Raw genomic sequence first — 22,306 nt, forward strand, 5'->3', positions numbered from 1 at the left:
TAGGGTGACCAGGAGATCGCCGCTCCATGGGTTCCCCTTTTTGGGTCAGAACAGAGTGATTCAGAGTGGTTCCTAAAGCGATGCGGCTATCGCGGCACCATATCCCGGAGGACGGTCCAATACTTGTAAGTAATGAGCCATCTTAATCGGCGCTGTAATTCAGTAGGATCAAAATCATTTGACACTATGATTTGATCCGGCTCATAATTTTGGCTATCTATTGAGCCATATGAGCCGCCACTATGAGCAACCTCGCCTACTACCGCGTCAGCACGCAAGGCCAAACCATCGACACTCAGCGCCGCCCCTTCCAAGAAGTGACGATGGCGCGGGAGTTCATCGACCTCGGCGTGAGCGGCAAGACACTGATGAGCGCCCGCCCGCAGGCTGCCGCTATGTTGGACTTCGTGCGGGAGGGGGACCTATTGCACGTCTACGCCCTCGACCGTCTTGGACGGGACTCCATCGACGTGCAAACGACTGTCCGGGACCTCCTTGGGCGCGGAGTGCGCCTGTACGTTCACGGTATAGGCGAGATTGCTCCGGGGCCAACCGGGGCGCTTGTTGTAGCGCTGCTGGCCCAAGTTGCCGACATGGAAAGGGCGCGGATTAACGAGCGCACCAGCGACGGTAAGCGGATCGCCCGGGAAGCCTTCGCCGCGACCGGCAAGACTCACCACGGCAAAGCGAGCCTCGGAGGTCGCCCCGCTAAGCATGACCCCGCCGAGATAGCAGCGTGGCGCAAGGAACACGGAGCATCGCTGACCGCCACTGCGCAACACTTCAAGGCCAGTGTCGCTACGGTCAAACGAGCTTGCGCGGCCTCCAAATTCTGACCCGGGCATCCCGCAATGCTGCGATCCCCAGACTTTCGTGGAGGCGCTGAGACTCGCGCCGGAGCAGACGGCGCAAGTACCCCTGCACGCCGATCTGGCCTAGTGGTTCATTCAGACTCAATGGGCCACAGCGCCCATTAAAGGTCCATGGAGAGCTACGCGCCTCCCAAGCCTCCTTATCCCTTTCCCCACACCTCCAGCGCCTCCTGGCACACCTACGTCCCCATGACACCCCAAGACCAAACCCTCTTTGATCCCCGGACCATCAGGCCACATCCGGACATCCAGGCGACTCACCGGGCTTGCAATGTCTGCCGTGCTGTCCTGCCCCTGGACCCCTACCACTTCCACCGCAACTACCGCGCGTATCCGTGGGCACCTAGCTACTACACGCGAGCTTGCACCCATTGCCTTGCCGAGAGGCGCAAGCGATGGCGCAAGGAGAACCGCGACACCGTGAACCGCAAGGAGCGCGAGCGCCGAGCCCGCATCAGAGCGAATACCAGGACCGCTGGCTACTTCATGACTGAGGCGGGAAAGGCCCTGTTACGCCAGCGGGCGGACGCAACCAGGGCATCGAAGGAGGCTAGGGCGCTTACTCGCCGCCGCATGCTGCGCGTCTACGGTCCCCGACCTGATGGAATCAAGCTACTTATCAAGGCACGACAGGCCGAGGCCCGCCACCGCCGCCTGAACGGTCAAAGCACGCCTAGCAATCGCGGCGAAACTTCGGAAACCCAGGACCGCCCGACCGCCACCGATTACGCCGCAATCCTCGCCGCCATGCGCAGCAAGCATGCCGCCGAGCGCAAGTAGAAGCACACCCATCCGCTAAGCCGTTCGGCAAGGCGCACCTCTTCCCGTTTCCCCACGACCTATGACACATCCTGAATCTCGGGAGGCCCCCGCTTGCCCGCCGCCTACGAAGTACTGCCCGGCCTGCCGGGACGTTCACCCGCTTCACTACTTCAACCGAGACACGAGTCGCCCCGATGGTCTCCAGTCCTCATGCCGTAGGGCAAAGAGCATTTGGAATCGCAGGCGCTATGTACACCAAACCGCCTGCCGGGCGGCCATACTCCCGCTGGATTTCCGGGCGAGCAAGGTAGCTCTATTAAATCTACAGAGAGTTGAAGGCTGAGACCTATAAGACTCTATAGATACTTAGGAAGGGCCAACCACTCGCTTGCGCTTCGCCTAGGTTCGAGGCATCATGCAGCCTTCGCATAGACAACTGCGAACTGGTTTGGCGACCAGAATGTTCCAAGGCGGATGACCGCCTCCCGGCGGTATTTTTACGTCCGTTCGCACTTGCGCACCCTCTTTGGGCGGGCGATTGCGGGGATACCTTCGGGTATGCCGGTTCCCTTGGACGCCGGTTCGCCAACCCTGCTTTCTGCCCGCCCACCCCTACATCATCGGGGCGCGGGCTTAACCTGTACGGGAGCCCCGCCGCATGACCGCAACTCAGATTTCCTTCGCCTTCATCCCCTCCAAGCTTCAAGGCGTGCCGCCTCTCAAGGTGCGTCTGCCTCTCCCGGTTTTTGAAAAAGAAGACGCCCTCGGGTGCGCCCTGGAACTCATCGCGCAACGTGGGACTCATCTGAAGCACCGGGACTTGTCTGGGGCTTCGCTCCAAGGTCTTCAGCTTCAAGGCCTGATGCTGACCTCTTGCGACCTGACGGGAGCGGACCTGACGGGCGCGGACCTGCGCGGGGCCACACTTCGTGACTGCGCCTGGATGGACGCACGGGTGTAGCGCGAAAGCGCGGGGTATTCGCTACGCCGATTGCCCCACATCGCTGTCCTCATCCCATTCCCGCCCCTAGCGACATCCGGGCCGCTTAGCCGTCCACTTTTCCCAAGATCACACAACCACGCGACCGCCGCCCGTCGCGTAGTCAGCACGTCTGTGCGTATCGCAGCCTCCCCACCCCCACTAAACGACTGCGAGGCCGCACAAGGCTTTCAGCAATCAACGGACTCCCATGGACATCTCGAATCAACCCGAAGCCTCGGCTTCCCCTCTCGACACTCCTGTAAACGACACGGCCCGTCTGGAGAACACCATGCTCCCAGCGCGGCCGTCGTCGCCACCCATCAATGATGGCTGGAAGCCCGACGAATCCGTGGCCCACCTAGACGACCCCGATTGGGTTGATGCTTTCAAGGCCACGTGGATGTTCAATACCAGCGTGGGCCAGTTGATCCGCCATGCTGGCTTGGACGACGCTGATCCGCATGATCCGACCCGCCAGAACTTCAACCCGTTCCAGCATTACGCGGCGATCAAGGACACCTTGCCAGAAGAGATCAAGCGGGCGGTCTACAACGGCCAGTTCGATCACGTCCGCTCAGAGTCAGAGTGGGAGCGACAACAATCCCTTATCTCCATGAACCTCGCAGACCGGCGTACCGCCGCAAGTCACAACGCCTCGGGCGTAGCAAACTTCATGGCGTCAATGCTGGATATTCCGACCCTTCTGAGCTTCGGGACTCTCATGCCTGCTATGGCCGGGGGCACCATCGCCGCTCGTCTTGCTCAAGGCGCGTCCATCGGCGTCCTGGACGCCGGGGCCTCCGAGGCCGTCCTGCAAAACCTGGACCCCACGCGCACCAAGGAAGAGGCCATCATGTCCATTGGCGGCGGCATCTTCATTGGCGCCGGCCTGGGCGCCGCTGCGGGCCTGATCTCCAAGAAGTTCCACCCTGGCTCCCCGGACAATCCCCTGAACGCAGGCGCTCCCGCAATGGACACCTTCGAGCAACGGGTCGGCCAACCCTACCCCGAGGGGGACGCCCGCTCCACGGTTGACTCCGCGACGGGTGGCTCCATCGGTGCCGCCGCTGTGCGCCACGATGACTTCTCCATCGCCGTGGGCGACTCCAAGTCCGCCCAGCTGGTCGATGCGGCCCTGAGTGCCCCTACGCCCATCGGACGCCTGAACGGCTACATGGGCAATGCTCAGGAAGCCATCGTCAAGCTGTTCGACCTGGGCGGGCTGGCGACCAAGCGCAACATGCGCGGCCAAGCCCACGGTGTCGAAGCCGAGGCATGGCTGCGCCACTACCAGCACATGGGTGAGGCCACCGTCCGCGACATCGACACCCACATGCGGGAGGCGATGGTCGAGGTGAACGGCTGGGCCAGTTCCAAGCTGGGCGGCGCGGCTGACCAGATCACCCAAGGTCTCTGGGACCCACGCAAGCTGACGCGGGAGGTCTACATCGACCTGCTGCGCAACCAGCGGGCCGCCATCGTCACTGGCAACACCAACGTGGACGCCGAGGCGCTGAAGACCCTGACCGACCTGGGACTCCACCAGGAGCAGGCCGCCATGGTGCTGGGCAAGGTGAAAGCCTCCAGCAAAGCCTATGGCGATCACCTGGACTCCATGTGGGCCGAGGCCGAGCGCATCGGGCTGGCGACTCCCGAGATGCGCAAGGAGAACTACGGGATGCCGGTGATCTACAACACCCAGGCAATCGCTGAGAAGCGCGGGGTCGCCCGTGCCTTGCTCATGCGCAACCGGGCCGACAACCCGTCCGAAGAGTTCCTGATCGAACACGGCTACATCAAAGACCCCAACGCCAAAGTCCCCGCCGGGGAAACTGAAGCCGCTGGCCCTACCTACTCATCCTGGCAACAGATCGTGGACGCTCAAGACCACGGGATGCAGGACGATATCCTGACCCACTACCGTGGGACGCTGGAAGACCTCCGCATGGAGGAAGCACACCAGCGTGTGATGAGTGCCCAGCAGGCTCAGTTGAAAGCCACCGAAGAGTTCGCTGACTTGGCCTCGGGCCTCTCCGAAGCCAAGCGCGACCTGAAGAACGCATCGCTCAAGATGATGCGGGCTGAGGTCCGCAACTCCGAGGCGAACTGGCATGGCCGCTCCCTGGCCTCTGCCACCAGCGCCGCTGAGAAGGCCGAAGCGAAGGTCCACGCGATCCTCCGCAAGATCGAGGACCCCGACGCCCTGTCGGCTGACCTCCGTGCCCAGCTGGAGGCGGACGGCTTCAAGCTGGACCGCAACACCAAACAGGTGCGCGAGGCTTACCAGCTGGTGGATGAAGTCCAGGAAACCGTGGACGCCCTCAAGATGCAGAAGGGTGATGCTGGTCCGACGATGCCGCAAGACGTCGCCCGCGCCAGCGCAGAGCTTCGTGAAGCATTCGAGATGCGCCGTGAGGCGCAGGAAGTCCTCAAGACCGCCAAGGCCGAGTTCAACGCTACCGCTGCCCGAATGGGTAACGCCCGCGATTGGCAGGCCGCAGTGGACAAGGAAGTCCGTCGCCTCATCACCAACGAGGACGCCGCCCTGAATGCTCCTGGTCTGCGCTCCACGCTCCTGTCCCAACGGGAGCGCCTGGACGCCATGGCCGAAGCATACGAGCGTGCGGTCGCCAAGTGGCGCGAGGCCAGCGGCATCTACCGCGAAGCTCGCACCGCCAACAAGCTGGGCAAGGTCGAACTGGCCCAGTCCGCCAAGGAACTGCGCCGCGCCATCCGCGCCCGCACTCGGGCCGAGAAGCGCAGCCCGCTCTCTCATGAGGTGGACGACTGGCTCGACCGGATGTCCGGGGCCGACTCCCGCCGTCCTGGCGGTCTTCTGCTGGACGCAGACCCAATCACGGGTCGCCTGCGTGAGCGGACGATCAAGTGGCGTCCCGACGAGTTCAAGGAACTCATGGACCAGGGCCTGCTTCACAGCGACCCGATCTATGGCCTCCAGCGCTACTCGAAGGACATGGGGGCCGAGATCGCCATCCATAAGGCGTTCGACGGCCAGGGCAACGTGGACATCATGAAGGGCATCCGCGACGAGTACCACGCCCAGATCGAGAAGGCCCGCGCAGCTGGCGACACCAAGTGGGTCGAGCGCCTGAACCATTCCCTCCAGAAAGCGGAGAAGGACGTGGCCCAGGGATTCGACCGCATCCGGGGCATCGCCTACGAGAACACGGATCGAAACGGTCTGCTGTGGCTTGCCGACACCATTGGCCGCATTGGCCTCCTGCGCTACGTGGGAGGCTTTGTGCAAGGCTTTGTGGGTGAGGTAGCCACCTCGGCCGTCGCGGCTCGTGGCGGCGCTCTGGGCCTCGGCAAGACCATCGCCACGATGGGCCGAGACATCCGGTACATCCTGAAGCAAGCCGAGAAGGGAGACCCGGGGTTCAAGGAACTCGCCAAGATTCTCGGGACCTTCGAGAACTCCATCCACATGGGCCTGAGTGATCGGGCCTACGGTGGCGGCCCTGGCGACATCGCTGGGATCGGCACCGGGCTGGTGAAGAAGACCACCGCCGCGTTCGACCGCGCAACGCACCTAGCCGCCGACAAGATCGCCACCGTGACCCTGCTGAAAGGCTGGTCCGACATGGCGCGTCGAAGCGCCGGTCTGGTGCAGCTGTCGAACATCGCGGAGTGGACCCAGAAGGTCCACGCGGCCAAGGGGTCCTGGGACTCTGTGCTGCCCGAGAAGGTCAGGCTGGACCTGCTGACCCTGGGCATCGGGGAGCAGGAAGCCCGCGCCATGGGTCGCCAGTTCTCCATGCACTCCGAGATCGTCAAGGATCACGGCGGCCTGGTTAAGCCGAACACCCACAAGTGGATCGCCTCTGGCAATCCCGAGGGGCGTGAGATGGCCGACCTGCTGTCGGTGGTCCTGGAGAAGACGCAGAACCGCGCCAGCTACGCCAAAGGCATGGGGCACATGCCCCTGCTGATGGACAAGTGGTACGGCAAGCTGTTTCTCCAGTTCCAGTCCTACGGTCTCCAGTTCTTCAGCAACTTCATGCGGGTCAATGCGCAACGCATGGCCCTCACGCCGACCGACCTGAAGGCTTACCAAGCCATGAGCCTAATGCTGGCCGCAGGCGTCATCACGACCGAGATTGCCTACATCCGCGCCAAGGGGCGCAGTGACCTCCAGGGGACCACTGCATCCCTGCCCGAGCGCGGCAGTGGCGAACACATCAAGGACGTCGTGATGCGCAGCGGGATGCTTGGCTACATGAGCAGCTACGTCGATGCGGGGCTGACCACGGCCTTCCCGTCGCTCAAGGGCGCGGGGTCCAAGTACAGCAACAACTCGAACTGGCTGGTGAACCTGCTAGGCCCTGGCTACGGGGTCCTCGACACGGTGTCCAGCGCTTCTGCCAACGCGGCAGCGGGGGACTGGAGCAAAGCCGGTCGCCAACTGAAGACGCTGATTCCAGCGCGACAACCCGTCGATCTCCTGCATGGACTCGGCATGACACTAACCAACTAGGGCGGCGATGGCGGCAGTAGTCTCATACAGCGAATGCTGCCGTCGATGGGCTCAAGAACTGCTAGGCCCAGCTTGGGTCCGGCAAATCCAAGGATTGAGGAATAATCATGACGGTTTTTAAACGGGCCGGATCGTCCGTATGGCAGTGCAAGTTCTCTGTTGACGGCGTAGTGGTCCGAGAGACAACTGGATGCCGGAGAAAGATTGACGCCCAAGCCTGGGAGGTGAAGCGCCGGGACAGGATTCGCGTAGAGGTTGAGGTTGCACGCCGTGGTTACCGAAATTTGACGCTCTATGAGTTGGCCCAGGCTTGGCTATCGGTATCTCAACATGTTCACCGCGATCACAGAAACAATGGCTCACGGGTCCGCAAATTGTTTGGAGATGAGCTGCGCCGTATTGGTGGACGTCAATGGCAATTGATGGAGGGCGTGAGGTTCGGACTGCCCCGTGATCTTCTCGTAGCATCGTTGACTCAAGAACATCTTCTTGGCCTTAAGGCGGCGCGTCTACGCGAAGGGCTGGGCTTTGCCACAATTAACCGCGAGATGGCACTTGTTCAGTCGCTTGTCGGCTACGCGAAATCCGTTAACGTTCTTACACCCGAACCTCCCCTTGTGTGGTCGCATGGCCGGAATCGGGCGGCCTCCCTCAAGCTTCCTGAGCGGAAGGGAAAGCTCCGGTGGCTGTCGATGCATGAAGAGTTCAAGTTACTCTCCAGCCTTGCCGACAGAGCTAGAGGACGTAGTGGAGATCAAGCCGCGACAGACGTCTACATACTCACAATGCTTTTGCTAGATACCGGAGGAAGATATAGCGAAGTCGCGGGGTTGAAGTGGTCTCAGCTCGATCTTAAGGCCGGGACCATCAGCCTGTACCGTTCGAAGGTGGATAATGAAAGTCTTCTGCACTTGCCGCTTCGCACTCTGACGGTGCTAAGGACGCGCTGGGAAATGATGAAAGGGCGGGAATACTCATACGTATTCCCAAAACTCAAAGGCGGCTCCTGGGCTGGTGTTGATCTTCCTAGGGGGCACGCGACCGACGCGATCCAGAATCACATTGAGAAGTGTGGACTGAACGCCGACCCGCAGGCCGACAAGGTGACGCCCCATACCTTCCGCGACACCTTTGCGGCGCGGCTGGTTCAAGCTGGGGTTTCACTGCTGAAGGTGTCGAAGCTTCTGGGCCACGCGAATGTCTTGATGACCCAGAAGTACGCACACTTGTCGCCGGAAGCGACTGGAGCGGAGGCTGCCGCTGTATTGGACAGCCTCCACTCAATAAAATTGACCGCAGATAGCGGCTAAGTGTAACTGCCACTTTATGCTGCAACTTGGAGCATAACCAAATATGTCATCCGTATGCGGCTCTCGCTGCGACAGGTTTGAGCCCGTTTGGACGAGGTATCGTTTGAACGAATTGCCTGAATAGAGGGGGAGGGAGAGACTTGGCTGCGATCGAATCAAGAGATATCTGCCCATTCGCTACAGCCGCGATTTTCTCCGCGCCCTTGAAGAGGATTGGTTGTTCCGAATTCCTGTCTTTACCTAAAAGGTCTAGCCAGCGGAGGAAGAACATAAAAGCAAATTTCCCTCGGTAGTTTATACGGTGATCCAGTTCCTCGAATTCTCCATGGAGACTGTCGATCTCTTCCTGCGCCGGCTCTCGCTCAAGTCCGACTATCGCTGCAATTTCCTCTTGTAGTGCATCCACGGTGGTTAATGTGACGTCGGCAAGCTTCTTCAACTTGTTGGGTATCGTGGTTGTATTGATACCAAGGCGCCGTGCATAAAAAATCCGTTCGTTGATTGGCTTGGTCGCAACAAGAAACGCGGTATATATTTCTTCAAAAACACCTAGGACATTCTCTCTGCTTTGACGGTCTCCGTGGCAATGCAGTTCGACCGCTAAAATGTTCTCTAAAACTTCGCGATGTACTAGGTGGTTTTCAAATGAATAGCTATCAGAAATGTAGACATCGGAATCAATAGGGTGGCCGCGCATTCCGTCGAAATCACGATCAACCAGAAAGTAGACGCCTTTGCCTAAGCCTGAAATGTCACGCCTTAGTAGCTTTCTGAATTCCAGCAGCTTCCCCTTGCCATTGCATACTTGGAATTCATAGTCTAGATCCGGGTCGAGATGTCGGAGCCAGTGAAAATAAACTTTCTTGTCTTCTACGCCCTCGCATACAAATACCAGGCACTCGGGGTTTTGACCGCGAAAAGTAGCTAAAGTGGTTTTGTGGACAACGGGCGAATTTCTAGCGTTTCGCATCTGCTGAACTAGGTCTTCCCCACCCTCTTTTGGGATTGCCTCCGGTGCTATTTCCTGCGCCATCTTATGCTCCACACTCGTTGTCCGCGATTCTTACCTGAATTGCCTTGGCAAAAATATCGAGTTCATTATCGAAAATAAAAGGCGAGTGTGTGATGGCAATTACCTGTTTACACAGGTTTGCATTCAGGATGTCCGGTAATATCTTTCGTTGCCAGTCCAGTGATAACGATAGTTCTGGCTCGTCTATGAGCACTAGCTTTTCCTTTGGATACAAGTAAAGCCGGGCGAATAGCGAGATCATTTGTTTTTCGCCGGATGATAGTGCATCTAGAGGAATTTCCTTTTCTCGGCGTCCACTCCACACAGATACGTCGAGGCTGGCCCGCTCCAACTTCAATTCTTTGTCGTCACCGTTGGACACCCCTTCTCGGTCCGTTGTTGGATCATCGGCTGACAGATACCTATTGCAATTAGCGACGAAATTCTCCACTACCTGCTCAGTTTTGCGCGTCTTTTGAATTACGCTGTTAAGCTTTCCTAGAAAGTAGGTAAGGAATTTAACGGAATTTTCGGGAATATTTCCGGTGTATATTTGACCTAGGTCCGGTATTTTGTTGGGGCGACCATAGGGGCCGAAGAATCCATATCGATCATTTCGCGAGTCCTTCATGCGATCGAAAAATATGTTTAATTCTTCGTTGGTGGGTCTATCTGCTAAACTCGGGCTTTGATTTTCAAATGCGCCGCTTATTAGATCATCAATAATATTTGCACTAATTTCTGCATATTTTTGATTTGATTCTGACATGATCTCTTGGTGCAGTTGCTTGAGCCGCGCAGAGATATCAGAAAGGCCGAATTGGATGTCGCCTGCGTGGAGGCCGCGACGCGTGAGGCCGAGACGTGCCTGAATTGTAGGTGGCCGGCGGTAGGTGCGAGACTCGTCCGGCTCTGGTAAAGAGAGCTCGATGCGCCTGTACGTTGGCAAGTAGACAATCTCGATGTCGGCCAGCGCCTTAGCCACGTCATTCCGCAGGGATACGATGGGTGATTCAGGATCACTGGTTGCTTCGAAAATCGTGCGGAATTGTCTTTCGGTCGATTCAAATGTATGTGAGCTATGTTGATAAACTTTGTAAAAAACTGGGTGCCGTAATAGTTCTTGCCGATCTCCAGCAAGAACGGGATACTCCCAAAGTACAAAGAAAAGGACGTCGGCTAAATCGAGTTCAAATGTCTTGGCAAAGCGTTGCGCAGCGGGATTTTCGTTCACCTTTGTCAGAAAGTAATCCAGGTCGGACTTGTCTAGGACGAGTAGTCGATCCACGCCTCTCAAGCTGCATTCAATCTTCTCGAAGCTCAGGTCGGCAAGGCGCCCGAACTGGCATCTGAGGAACGCGTCTAACGCGCCCAACATTGTGGTTTTTCCCGCGCCGTTGCGTGCGATGAGAATTGTTGCTGCATACTCTGAATCGAGACTAATTGACCGGTAGCCAAATAGGCCCGTAATTGCGAAGTGCCTTACAAAGGACTGTCGGGCACCTGCATTTTCGGGGACGACATTTGTGGATGTACTCATGACCGCTCCTTTTTCTGTTAATGTAACAATTATTGTGAATTGAATCTACTGCTCTCTTTCATGAAGGAGCGGCGCGTTCGATTCGCAAGTATTGCCATCATTTAGTGTGCAGTCTGTCCAGGAGTGTTGAGTGACGGGCGACCGTTAACACGGGATGTAAACGAGTGATAGAATTCAGGACGTGTCAATTTGGTGCACCGCTCGAGACTGACATGACACAAGTCTCCCTGGGCAGGGGGCAGGGTTTCGCGAGGTTCGAATCCTCTCGCCCCGACCACTCATGTGGTCGAATTCATGAAGGTGTTTCCCGACGCCTTTGGCTGAAAGCCGGTATCGCGCAAGCGCTGCCGGCTTTTTTGCATTTGCGTGGCAGACATCGTCATTGGGCCGTCATTCCGCGTCTCTAGACTCCCGCCTTTTTTGAACAGGCAGCAGAGATGACGAAGGACAGCAAGCACGGCCAGGGTGACACGCAGATCGGGGAGCAGGCGGCGGATGCCTTGCCGCTGGCGCCCGACAACCGGCGGCGCAGTTTGTTGCGCGCCGGCTTGGGCGTGACGCTGTTGCCCATGGGCGGCAGTTTCCTGCTTAGCGGCTGCAATGGCGGCGGCGATGACGACGATGAAGATGACGGCGATGGCGGCACGGGCAAGCCCCAGCCGGCCTTGGTGTCGAGCTTCGCGCTGGCGGTGCTGCCGGATACGCAGTTCTATTCGCGCTACGCCACCGACGCCGAAAACCAGCAGTTCATGCGCAAGTACGGCAGCGAGCCCTACCAGGCGCAGACGCGCTGGGTGGCCGAGCACGCCAAGGCGCTCAATATTCCGTTCCTGGTCCATCTGGGCGATGTGGTCGATCAGCAGGGCAAGCCTGATCAGTGGAAGGTGGCCAGCGCCGCGATGAAGGTGCTGGAAGACGGCAAGGTGCCGTATTCGATCCTGGCGGGCAACCATGACGTGATCGTTGACCGAGATTACGTGGACGAGAGCAGCCAGTCGGCCAACACGGATGCGCAGCGCGATCTGGCCAAGGAACCGTACCTGCAGCACTTCAGCGTCACGCGGGCCAAGCAACAAGCGACCTTCGGCGGCCGCGATGCCAGCGGCTTCCATGAGTACCACGTGTTCGAGGCCGAAGGGCAGAAGTTCCTGGTGCTGTCGCTATCCTGGCGCGCGTCGAATGACGCGCTGGCCTGGGCCAATCAGGTGTTGCGCGCCAACCCCACGTTGCCCGCCATCCTGGTCAACCACCAGTTGTTGAACATCGACAAGGACGGTGTCAGCCCGCTGGAAGTGCCCTACGGCAAGATGTTGTGGGACAAGCTGATCCGCGACAACGATCAGATCTTCATGACGCTCAACGGCCACTACCACGGCGCCACCCGCCTGACCAAGACCAATGCCTATGGCCACGCGGTGGAGGAGATGGTGGTGGACTACCAGATGGCCTATCAGGGCGGCAACGGCCTGATGCGTCTGTACGAATTCGATCTCGGCAACAACGAGATCCGGGTGCTGTCGTTCTCGCCCTGGGTACCGCAGAAGCCCAAGGACACGCTCAATGCGTTCGACCAGGCGGTGCTGACCGCGCCCAATGAGCAATTCACCATCAAGATGGACTTCGCCAGCCGCTTCTCCGGCTTCAACAAGACATTCAAGGCCGCGGCGCCCACGCATACCTCGCTGGTCGAGCAGGCCACGGCGTTGATCCTGGCCAACTACACGGATCCCGCGACCATCGAGCAAAAGCCGGCCGCCGACAGCAATGACTATCCGTTGGTGGCGGGGACGCTGGCGCACTGGCGCTTCTTCGGCGGCAAGGCCGGGCAGCCCGTCAAGGTTGGCGAAACCGTCGCGGATGCGGCCGGCCTGAACCCGGTCCGCCGCGCGGCGCTCAACATCGACGGCGTGGCGGGCGCGCAGGAAGGCGACCTGCTGTGGTCGGACGATCACCACTTCTTGTCCGCCGCGCCCGGTTCGGTGCGCTTCCTGAATACGGACAAGAACACGGCGCGCATGAGCTACTTCACCACCGATGCCGCGGCGGCGATCAACAGCGCCACGGTGCCCAACGGCTACACGGTCGAGGCCTTCCTCAAGATCGACAAGGACTGGAGCGCGCAGAAGCACGCCTGGATGAACGTGATGACGCGCGACGGCAAGCGCGGCGACCTGGCCGGGTTCACGGGCGGCGACCCGGAATCCCCGCCCCTGATCTTCGCCGTGTCCAGCCTACGTGAGATCCAGTGGGAAGTCGTGCCGGCCGTGGCGGGCGAGCGCGGCGGCAAGACCAACTGGTCGGGCGAGATCATCGCGGACAAATGGTTCCATGTCGCGGTGGTCAACGACGCTGACACGCACGAGACCATCCTCTATATCGAGGGCGCGCCGGTATTGCGCAACGTCAGCAACGCGCCTGGCCTGGCGACGCTGGCCGCCGACATGCCCTGGGTCATCGGTGCGGGTTCGTGGGACGGCGAACGCGCCGACGGCTTCTTCGGCAGCATCGGTGAAATCCGCATCGTGGAAAAGGCGCTCAAGCCCGCGCAGTGGCTGACCGCGCGCCGCGCCAGCTAGGCCGGCATGCGGGACGCGCGTGGCGCGTCCCGCTACCAAACGCCGATCTCGATACCGTGCCGCGGCTCGATCGTGTGGCGGGAGACCATGATGCTCTCGTCGGGCACGGTTACGCTGAGCTTGCGCGTGCGCATCCATTCGAAGAGCCGTTCCTTGTGTTCCGACAGCACGCGGGACAGTCCCTCGTCGCCGGCGACGTCGCGCAATTCGTCAGGATCGAGCGACATGTCAAACAGCTGTTCGGCGTGTCCGTCCCAATAGATGTACTTCCAGTTCTCGGTGCGCACCATGTAGCCTCGGCAATGCCGGGGATCCTGGGCCAGTTCAACGCGCGCTTCGCGGTAGGCGTAGTCAATCTCGCTGATGGCCGCATCCCGCCAGCCCGGGTTGCGGCCGCGGGTATGGCCCAGCAGGGAATCGCCTTCGAGCAAATGGTTGGGTCGTTCGAACCCCAGCGCATCCATGACGGTCGGCAAGAAGTCTATGGATTCCACCAGCGCGGCTGAAGCGCTGCCTCGGCTTGCCGACGCATCGTCGTGTGGATCGACCACGATCATCGGAATGCGCACCGAAGGTTCATGGAACAGGTCCTTGTCGCCCAGCCAATGATCGCCCAGATAATCGCCATGGTCTGACGTGAAGACGATGAGCGTGTTCTGGTCCTGACCAGTTTCGCGCAAAGTGGCCATCAAGCGGCCGAGATGATGATCGATTTGCGAGATCAACCCCATGTAGGGAATCTTGACCCGTGCCGCGACCTCGTCGCGTGCGAAGTTCACCGACTCGCGGTGCTTCAGATAGGCGGCATAGACGGGATGGGGGTTGATCAACTCAGCTTCGGATTTGACGGTCGGGATGCAATCATCCACGCCGTACAGGTCGTGGTACGGCGCGGGCGCCAGGTAAGGCCAATGCGGCTTGATGTAGGAAAGGTGCAGGAACCAGGGCTGGTCGTCCTGCCGCCGGACAAAGTCGATCGCCACGTCCGTGGTGTAGGCCGTCTCCGAGTGTTCCTCCCGGACCCGCGCCGGCAAATGCACGTTGCGCATCTTCCAACCGCTGACGCGCGTGCCCGCGACATCGGTTGCGGACATCACGAATTCGTCCCACGGGTTCGGTCCGCCATAGCCCGCGTTCCTGAGAAAGCGCGTGTAGGGATGATCGCCGCCGGGGTCCGCGTGTCCTTCGTAGCGATCCACGACTTCGAAACCGCCTTCAAGCATTGCGGAGCCGTCCGCCGCTGGAATGCCCAGACGCCGTATCGCCTCCATGTCGGCCGCGAAATGGGTTTTTCCCGCCAGCGCGACGCGCACGCCATGCGGGCGCAGAAAATCTCCGATGGTCTGTTCGCGGATGGACAATGGCACGAAGTTCCAGATGGCGCCATGGCTGAACATGGACCGCCCGGTGTAGAACGACATGCGCGAGGGGCCGCAGGTAGGCGCCGCGCAGTATGAACGGGTGAATTTCACCCCTTGGGCCGCCAGGGCGTCGATGTTCGGCGTTTTTATGGTGGGATGCCCATAGCAGCCAAGATAATCGGCGCGCAGTTGGTCGCACATGATGAAAAGAACATTCTTGATCTTGTTCATCGGCTTGCCGCGTTTGCCATCCATGCTTTTACTCCGCCTTGATTCCGGCGCTGCGAACCAGATTTCCCCAACGCCGGGACTCGGCGGCGATAAGGTCCGAGAACTGCGCGGGATTGCCCGTGACGGGGTCTACGCCCAATGCCAGGAACCGGTCCGCAACGTCGGGGGACTTCACGGCCTTGGCAAGCTCGGCATTGAGCCGCGCGATTACTTTTGCCGGCGTGCCGGAGCGAACGACGAAGCCGTCCCAGCCGCTGACGTCGAACTCCGGGTATCCCGATTCGATCATCGTGGGTACGTCCGGCAGGGCGGAAATCCGCTTGGCGCCGGTCACGGCGAGCGCGCGGACGCGGCCTGTCTGAATATGGGGAACGATTACGCTGCTGGTCACGAACATGAACTGCAGACGCCCCTGCAACAGATCGCCCACCGCCTGCGGGAATTGGTTGTAGGGCACGTGGGTCGCCAGCACGCCCGCTTGTTGCTTGAACAGTTCACCCGAAAGATGGGCCGGCGTACCGCTGCCGCCCGAGCCGAAATTGAAGTCATTGGGCTTGGCCTTCAGCAGCGCGACCAATTCGGCGACCTTGTGGGCTGGAATGCTGGGGTGGACGGTGAGCACATTGCAATAGCTGGTGAACTGGCCGACCGCGTTCAGGTCGCGCGACAGGTCCACGGTCAGGGCCGGATAGAGTGCGGGCGCGACTGAGATGGGTTGCAGCATGGTCATGAGGGTGTAGCCGTCGGATGGCTGGCGCAGCAGTTCGCCCAGGCCTACCGTGCCGGTCGCGCCGGGCCGATTCTCGACATACACGGATTGCCCGATATTCGTCGTCATTTTCGCTGCGACGATGCGCGTAACCACGTCGGGCGGAGTGCCTACCGAATACGGAACAATGGTTCGTATCGGCTTGGTGGGAACCCATGAATCCTGCGCGTCAGCCGCCTTGGGCAAGAGGGCTGATGCGGCGAAAGCAAATGTCGACTGCAGGGCGGAACGACGGCTCATGTTCATGGTGGGTCCCTCGCATCAATGGCTAATCCAGGTCGCTGGAATCTCGTGAATCGAACGAAGCGACGTTGCGCTTGATCTTCTTCAGCACACTCATCAGGACGGTCATCTCGCTCGGAGATATTCCCGTGAGGAACCGCGCGTAATAGTCCAGCACCGCGGGCAGCGATTCGACGAAGAGCTGGCGGCCCTGCTCGGACAGGAACACATGCGTTTGCCGCTTGTCGGTCTCATGTCCGATGCGCTCGATCAGTTCATCGCGTTCCATGGCGTCGAGGATGCGGCTCAGGTTGGAGCGTTCGATCACGCTGAGGTCCGCCAGCTCCGACACGCTGTGTCCGTCGCGGTCGGCCAGGATGCTCAGGACTCGCCACATCAGGGGAGAGCAGTGATGGGCGGACAACACGCGAGCGATGTTCCGGATATGGAAGCGGTCGATGGCCAGGAAGTAGTGCATGGGCCAATCCGTGACGTGGAATAGATCCTCCGCGTCTTTGATCGGCGCCGTCGACTTCTTGGGAACAGCTTTCAGGAGCGGCTTTATGTTCGTCATTTATGTGTGAATAATCGGTGAAAAATCACATAATTAATTTAGGGCTGGGCATTTGCCGTGTCAAGGCGTGAGGGAGTCGGTAGTTTCACTAACAGCCGATGCGTGGAGCGGTTGTGCTGCGTCCGAAGCGCAGCTGCGCATCATGCCGAGGCTCGCCGGTCGGAGGCGGTCGCTGGCTCGACGCCAGCCAACTGACCTACCTGTCTGGGGAAGCCGCCGCCGCCTCGGCGGCTTCCGCCCGCAGGCAGTCAATCAAATCCCGCATCCGCGGCGACAAATCCAGGCTGTGGTGCCGCACGATGCCCAGCGGACCGAACACGGGCGGTAGTTCGATGTCCAGGATGGCGATGCCGTGGCTGCTGGCGGGATGGCGGGCGACGCAGCGCGGCAGCAGCGACAGCAAGTCGCTATTGGCCATCAGCATCATATTGTTCAGGGCCGAAGCCGATTCGATGCGCGATGGCGGGTACAGGCCTTGGCGTTGCAGCAGCATGTCCAGGCCGATGCGTGCAGGGCTGCCGCGCGGCGGCATGATCCACGGGTAGGCGGCCAGTTGGGCCCAGGAGACCTGGGCCACCCCCGCCAACGGATGCCCGCTGCGCGCGCACAAGCACATCGGTTCTTCGTACAGCACCTGCGCCAGGGTATCGGGCGTGCGGACGGCTGCGCCCATGCGCGCCACCAGCAGGTCCAGCTTGCGGGTGTGCAGGTCCGGCATCAAGGCTTCCAGCGAACCCTCGCGCACCAGCACATTGACGTTGGCGGCCCGTTGCTCGAAGCGCAGCAGCGCGCGCGGCACCAGGTAGGCCGCCGCCGCCGAGTTGACGCCGAGATGGATGGTTTCCACGTCGAGGTCGGGCGCGCCGGACCATTCGCCGCTCATGCGTTCCAGGTCGCCCAGCACCCAGCGTGCGTGGCGGATCAGGGAGTCGCCGTGGGGCGTGGGGAAGGTGCCTTTCGGTGTCCGGTCGAACAGCCGCGCGCCCAGCATGTCCTCCAGTTCGGCAATCATGCGCGAGACCGCGGGCTGGGTGGTGGCCATGCGCTGCGCCGCCGCGCCGACGTTGTGGACTTCGTCCAGCAGCAGCATGAGTTGCAGGTGACGCAGGCGCAGCCGGCCGCGCAGGTACCAGCCGGGCTGCAGGGACGGAACGGGATCTGGAGAGTTCATCTGAACATATCAATTCTGATATGAGAAGCCCAAAATATATCATTGGACTGGAATGTCCCGGTGTCTGATGATCCTCCCTAGCGAGCTGCCCGTGAATGAGGCGAGCCGCGGGATGGAGACAATCATGCTGAAACGTATATGCGGCGCCTTGGCCGCATGCAGTCTGGCCGTTCCCCTGGCGGTCTGTGCAGCCTATCCGGACCGGCCCGTCACATTGGTCGTGCCGTCGGTGCCGGGCGGCGCGGCCGACGTGGTCGGACGCCTGGTCGCGGCGGAAATGTCCAAGCAATGGAGCGTTCCGGTCATCGTGGAAAACCGCGCGGGCGGCGCCGGCGTCATCGGCTCCCAGGCCGTGGCCCGCGCCAAGCCTGACGGCTATACCTTGCTGCTGGGGCCGGACGCCTCGTTCACGGCCGTGCCGTACCTGATGCAGGATGTGCCGTATCGCACCGAGGACTTCGCGCCGGTCGCTACGCTGGCGACCCTGCAATACGTGCTGGTCGCGTCGCCCTCGGCGCCGTTCAAGTCCTTGCGCGAACTGCTGGAGCAGGCGCGCGCCCGGCCCGATGCCATCACCTACGCCAGCGGCGGCCCGGGATCTACCCATCATCTGGCGATGGCGCTGTTCGAGCACGCGGCCGGCATTTCGCTCGAGCACGTGCCGTACAAAGCCGCGCCCCAGGGCTTTGTCGGCGTGATGGGCAATCAGGTCGATCTGATGTTCATCGTCGCCAGCACGGCCGTGCCGCAGATCAAGGCCGGCAAGGTGCAGGGACTGGCCAACGCGGGAGCCGCGCCCATCGCAGGCGCGCCCGACCTGCCGATGGTGAAGGACGAAGTGAAGGACTTCACGTTCTACAGCTGGTTCGGCCTGTTTGCGCCGGCAAAGACGCCGGCGCCGGTACTGGCCGATTTGCAGCGCGCCGTGGCCGCCGTGCTGAAGAGTCCCGAGGTCCGGGACAAGATGCAGGCCCAGGGCATGATCGTGGGCGACCAGGACGGGTTGAGCTTGAGCGAACGCATCGCCCATGACACCCGCGTTCTCGCGCCCGTGCTTTCCGATATCAAGACCGCCATCAGCAAGCAGCAATGAAACGCCCCAATATCCTCCTCATCACGACCGACCAGCATCGCGGCGACTGCCTGGGCTTTGCCGGGCGCCAGGTCAAGACGCCGCACATCGATCATCTGGCGCGCACCGGCACGCATTTCGCGGCCTGCATTACGCCCAACCTCGTCTGCCAGCCTTCGCGCGCCTCCATGCTGACCGGCCTGCTGCCCCTGACGCATGGCGTCCGCGACAACGGCATAGACCTGGACCTGCGCACCGGAGAGGCAGGCTTTGCCGGCAGCCTCGCCGCCGCGGGTTATGACACCGGCTTCATCGGCAAGGCGCATTTCTCCACGCACCATACTTTCCAGGCTACCGGACGGCCCGAGTGCCAGTACAGCGAGGCCGGCATGGGACCAGGCTGGGCGGGCCCATACATGGGCTTCGAGCATGTCGAGCTGGTGGTGGAGGGCCACAACTACTGGCTGCCCACGCCCTTGCCCGGCGGCCTGAACCATTCGCGCTGGCACTACGGCGACGGCCTGGGCGAACTGCGCAACCAGCTGTACCAGACGGATCTGGGGCCGGCCAGCGGCGCGCCGCAGACCTTCAACTCCGCACTGCCCGCGGCCTGGCACAACTCGGCCTGGATCGGCGACCGCACCATCGACTACTTGCGGGAACAGCGCGACCAGCCATTCTGCCTGTGGGCCTCGTTCCCCGATCCCCATCATCCCTTCGATTGCCCCGAACCCTGGTCGCGCCTGCATCACCCCGACGAAGTCGACCTGCCGCGCCATCGCGTCACCGACTACGAGCGCAGGCCCTGGTGGCACAGGGCGAGCATGGAGAGCAAGCCCATGGGAAACGCCGAGGTGCAGGCGGTGCGCCAGAATTTCTCGCGCATGCCGACCCAATCCGACGAGGCGCTGCGCCGCATCATCGCCAACTACTACGGCATGATCTCGCTGGTGGACCATCAGGTGGGGCGCATCATGAAGGCCTTGAGCGATTATGGGCTGGACCAGGACACCATCGTAATCTTCACTTCCGACCACGGCGAATGGCTGGGCGATCATGGGCTGATGCTCAAGGGGCCGATGCCATACGAAGGCCTGCTGCGCGTGGCCATGGTGGCCAGCGGCCCCGGCATCGCAGCCGGAAAGAAGGTGGAAGACCCGGTTTCCACGCTGGACCTGGCTGCGACCTTCTGCGACTACGGCGGCGCGCCGGCTCTTGGGCCGCAGCATGGCCGCAGCCTGCGCCCGCTGCTGGAAGGCCGGGATGCCCCACGCGAGTTCGCGCTGAGCGAATGGGACGTGGCGGCATCGCGCTGCGGCGTGGAGCTGAAGCTGCGCACGGTGCGCACACGCGATTGGAAGCTGACGGTGGAACTGGGTAGCGGCGCGGGCGAGATGTACTGTCTGACTGAAGACCCGGACGAGATGGACAATCTGTTCGACGATCCCGGTTATGCCGCGAAGCGGCGGGAACTGGCAGCCATGCTCGACACCCGGCCCGCCGACCAGTTGCCGGCGCGCGTACCGGCGTCCGGCATCGCCTGAACGCGCGCTGAGGACAGGACGGTTACGCCTGTTCCGTAGCCGGCAGGGCTACGGACATGAAAAAGGCCCGCCAGCGCGAAGCTGGCGGGCCTTCAATACTGCAGCGCGATAGGACTTACAGCGCGCCGGTCAGTTCAGGCACGACCTGGAACAGATCGCCCACCAAGCCATAATCGGCCACGCCGAAGATCGGCGCTTCCGGATCCTTGTTGATGGCCACGATGACCTTCGAATCCTTCATGCCGGCCAGATGCTGGATGGCGCCCGAGATACCAACCGCCACATACAGCTGCGGCGCGACGATCTTGCCGGTCTGACCGACTTGCCAGTCGTTAGGCGCATAGCCTGCGTCGACCGCGGCGCGCGAGGCGCCGAGTGCGGCGCCCAGCTTGTCGGCCAGCGGATCCAGGATCTTGAAGTTCTCGGCGCTGCCCAGGCCGCGGCCGCCGGAGACGACGACGCGCGCGCCGGCCAGTTCGGGACGGTCGCTCTTGGCGACTTCGCGGCCCACGAAGGTGGACAGGCCCGAATCGGCGACGGCGGCGATTTCTTCCACCGCGGCGGAACCGCCCTGCGCGGCCACGGCGTCAAAGCCGGTGGTGCGCACGGTGATGACCTTGACGGCGTCGGCCGACTGCACCGTGGCAATCGCGTTGCCGGCGTAGATCGGGCGCTGGAAGGTGTCGGCGGATTCCACGCCGATGATGTCGGAGATCTGCGCCACGTCCAGCTTGGCAGCCACGCGCGGGGCCACGTTCTTGCCCGAGGCGGTCGCCGGGAACAGGATGTGGCTGTAGCCCGAGGCCACCGCCAGCACCTGGGCGGCGACGTTCTCGGCCAGGCCGTCGGCCAGTTGCGGCGCGTCGGCCAGCAGGACCTTGGAGACGCCTGCGGCGGCAGCGGCCTGGTCGGCCACGGCGCGCGCGTTGGCGCCGGCGACCAGCACGTGCACGTCGCCTCCGATCTTGGCGGCGGCGGCGACGGCGTTCAGGGTTGCGCCCTTGAGCTGGGCGTTATCGTGTTCGGCAATAACCAGCGTCGTCATGTTCAGACCACCTTCGCTTCGTTCTTGAGTTTGTCCACCAGGGCCGCGACATCGGCCACCTTGATGCCGGCCTTGCGGGCGGGCGGCTCGCTGACCTTCAGCGTCTTCAGGCGCGGCGCGGCGTCCACACCCAGTTCTTCAGGCGTGACGGTGTCCAGTTGCTTCTTCTTGGCCTTCATGATGTTGGGCAGCGTGACGTAGCGCGGCTCGTTCAGGCGCAGGTCGGTGGTGACAATGGCCGGCAGCTTCAAGGTCAGCGTTTCCAGGCCGCCGTCGACTTCGCGCGTGACCGTCACCTTGCCGTCGGCCAGCTCGACCTTGCTGGCGAACGTGGCTTGCGGCCAGTCCAGCAGCGCGGCCAGCATCTGGCCGGTCTGGTTGGCGTCGTCGTCGATGGCTTGCTTGCCCAGGATCACCAGCTGCGGCTGTTCCTTGTCGACCAGCGCCTTCAACAGCTTGGCCACGGCCAGCGGCTGCAGCTCGGCATCGGTCTGGACCAGCACGCCACGGTCGGCGCCGATGGCCATGGCCGTGCGCAGCGTTTCCTGGCATTGCGCAACGCCGCAAGAAACCGCCACGACCTCGGCCACCGCGCCCTTCTCCTTCAGGCGGGTCGCTTCCTCGACGGCAATCTCGTCAAAGGGGTTCATGGACATCTTCACATTGGCGATATCCACGCCGGTTTGATCAGACTTGACGCGCACCTTGACGTTGTAGTCAACGACGCGTTTAACGGGTACCAGTATTTTCATGGGTTTCCTAAGC

16 protein-coding genes are annotated in these 22,306 nt (G+C 61.5%); 8 read left to right on the plus strand and 8 right to left on the minus strand.

Annotation, left to right across the window (positions count from 1 at the left end; all coding sequences use genetic code 11):
* Nucleotides 1–242 precede the first annotated feature (242 nt).
* The 5 genes from AC3WOB_RS01950 to AC3WOB_RS01970 all read left to right on the plus strand — a co-directional run bounded on the left by AC3WOB_RS01950 (nucleotide 243) and on the right by AC3WOB_RS01970 (nucleotide 8,424).
* The gene (locus AC3WOB_RS01950) at nucleotides 243–836 is read left to right on the plus strand and encodes a recombinase family protein (RefSeq protein ID WP_492274001.1); all 594 of its coding nucleotides are present in this window, start codon (nucleotides 243–245) and stop codon (nucleotides 834–836) included.
* 456 nt (nucleotides 837–1,292) lie between these two features.
* Nucleotides 1,293–1,652: a hypothetical protein gene (locus AC3WOB_RS01955; protein WP_492274002.1), complete on the plus strand. Its 360-nt coding sequence runs from the start codon at nucleotides 1,293–1,295 to the stop codon at nucleotides 1,650–1,652.
* Nucleotides 1,653–2,292: 640 nt separating this feature from the next.
* Nucleotides 2,293–2,595 (plus strand): pentapeptide repeat-containing protein, encoded by a 303-nt coding sequence (locus AC3WOB_RS01960; RefSeq protein WP_492274003.1) that lies wholly within the window; start codon nucleotides 2,293–2,295, stop codon nucleotides 2,593–2,595.
* Nucleotides 2,596–2,824: 229 nt separating this feature from the next.
* Complete coding sequence (locus tag AC3WOB_RS01965; RefSeq protein WP_492274004.1) at nucleotides 2,825–7,114, plus strand: hypothetical protein; 4,290 nt, start codon at nucleotides 2,825–2,827, stop codon at nucleotides 7,112–7,114.
* Between the two features lie 107 nt (nucleotides 7,115–7,221).
* Complete coding sequence (locus AC3WOB_RS01970) at nucleotides 7,222–8,424, plus strand: tyrosine-type recombinase/integrase (protein WP_492274005.1); 1,203 nt, start codon at nucleotides 7,222–7,224, stop codon at nucleotides 8,422–8,424.
* 46 nt (nucleotides 8,425–8,470) lie between these two features.
* Here AC3WOB_RS01970 and AC3WOB_RS01975 read toward each other — a convergent pair whose 3' ends face one another.
* Together AC3WOB_RS01975 and AC3WOB_RS01980 are read right to left on the minus strand one after the other, a co-directional pair.
* Entirely contained in the window at nucleotides 8,471–9,457 is a 987-nt protein-coding gene (locus AC3WOB_RS01975) for a DUF4435 domain-containing protein (RefSeq protein ID WP_492274006.1), read from the minus strand.
* A 1-nt stretch (nucleotide 9,458) separates the two neighbouring features.
* Entirely contained in the window at nucleotides 9,459–10,976 is a 1,518-nt protein-coding gene (locus AC3WOB_RS01980; RefSeq protein ID WP_492274007.1) for an AAA family ATPase, read from the minus strand.
* 437 nt (nucleotides 10,977–11,413) lie between these two features.
* Here AC3WOB_RS01980 and AC3WOB_RS01985 point away from each other — a divergent pair, with 437 nt between their 5' ends.
* A complete protein-coding gene (locus tag AC3WOB_RS01985; protein WP_492274008.1) occupies nucleotides 11,414–13,552 on the plus strand; it encodes a laminin G domain-containing metallophosphoesterase family protein in 2,139 nt (712 codons plus the stop codon).
* Between the two features lie 32 nt (nucleotides 13,553–13,584).
* Here the strand turns inward: AC3WOB_RS01985 and AC3WOB_RS01990 are convergent, their stop codons facing one another.
* The 4 genes from AC3WOB_RS01990 to AC3WOB_RS02005 form a co-directional block, all read right to left on the minus strand.
* The gene (locus tag AC3WOB_RS01990) at nucleotides 13,585–15,168 is read right to left on the minus strand and encodes a sulfatase-like hydrolase/transferase (RefSeq protein WP_492274009.1); all 1,584 of its coding nucleotides are present in this window, start codon (nucleotides 15,166–15,168) and stop codon (nucleotides 13,585–13,587) included.
* Between the two features lie 4 nt (nucleotides 15,169–15,172).
* Nucleotides 15,173–16,159 carry a Bug family tripartite tricarboxylate transporter substrate binding protein gene (locus AC3WOB_RS01995; RefSeq protein ID WP_492274010.1) on the minus strand — a complete coding sequence of 329 codons (987 nt, stop codon included), beginning with the start codon at nucleotides 16,157–16,159 and terminating at the stop codon, nucleotides 15,173–15,175.
* Nucleotides 16,160–16,181: 22 nt separating this feature from the next.
* Complete coding sequence (locus AC3WOB_RS02000) at nucleotides 16,182–16,613, minus strand: MarR family winged helix-turn-helix transcriptional regulator (protein WP_049797877.1); 432 nt, start codon at nucleotides 16,611–16,613, stop codon at nucleotides 16,182–16,184.
* Nucleotides 16,614–16,905: 292 nt separating this feature from the next.
* The gene (locus tag AC3WOB_RS02005) at nucleotides 16,906–17,880 is read right to left on the minus strand and encodes a LysR family transcriptional regulator (protein WP_492274011.1); all 975 of its coding nucleotides are present in this window, start codon (nucleotides 17,878–17,880) and stop codon (nucleotides 16,906–16,908) included.
* Between the two features lie 124 nt (nucleotides 17,881–18,004).
* Between AC3WOB_RS02005 and AC3WOB_RS02010 the strand changes: the two genes are divergently transcribed.
* Both AC3WOB_RS02010 and AC3WOB_RS02015 read left to right on the plus strand, forming a co-directional pair.
* Complete coding sequence (locus AC3WOB_RS02010; RefSeq protein WP_492274012.1) at nucleotides 18,005–18,973, plus strand: Bug family tripartite tricarboxylate transporter substrate binding protein; 969 nt, start codon at nucleotides 18,005–18,007, stop codon at nucleotides 18,971–18,973.
* Nucleotides 18,970–20,496 (plus strand): sulfatase-like hydrolase/transferase, encoded by a 1,527-nt coding sequence (locus tag AC3WOB_RS02015; protein WP_492274013.1) that lies wholly within the window; start codon nucleotides 18,970–18,972, stop codon nucleotides 20,494–20,496. Before AC3WOB_RS02010 ends, AC3WOB_RS02015 begins: the two co-directional genes overlap by 4 nt.
* Before the next feature lie 115 nt (nucleotides 20,497–20,611).
* Here the strand turns inward: AC3WOB_RS02015 and AC3WOB_RS02020 are convergent, their stop codons facing one another.
* The gene (locus tag AC3WOB_RS02020; protein WP_013392407.1) at nucleotides 20,612–21,541 is read right to left on the minus strand and encodes an electron transfer flavoprotein subunit alpha/FixB family protein; all 930 of its coding nucleotides are present in this window, start codon (nucleotides 21,539–21,541) and stop codon (nucleotides 20,612–20,614) included.
* A 2-nt stretch (nucleotides 21,542–21,543) separates the two neighbouring features.
* Nucleotides 21,544–22,293 (minus strand): electron transfer flavoprotein subunit beta/FixA family protein, encoded by a 750-nt coding sequence (locus tag AC3WOB_RS02025; RefSeq protein WP_454668052.1) that lies wholly within the window; start codon nucleotides 22,291–22,293, stop codon nucleotides 21,544–21,546.
* Between the last annotated feature and the right edge of the window lie 13 nt (nucleotides 22,294–22,306).

Source organism: Achromobacter sp. FW305-C-30-7 (assembly GCF_058783105.1).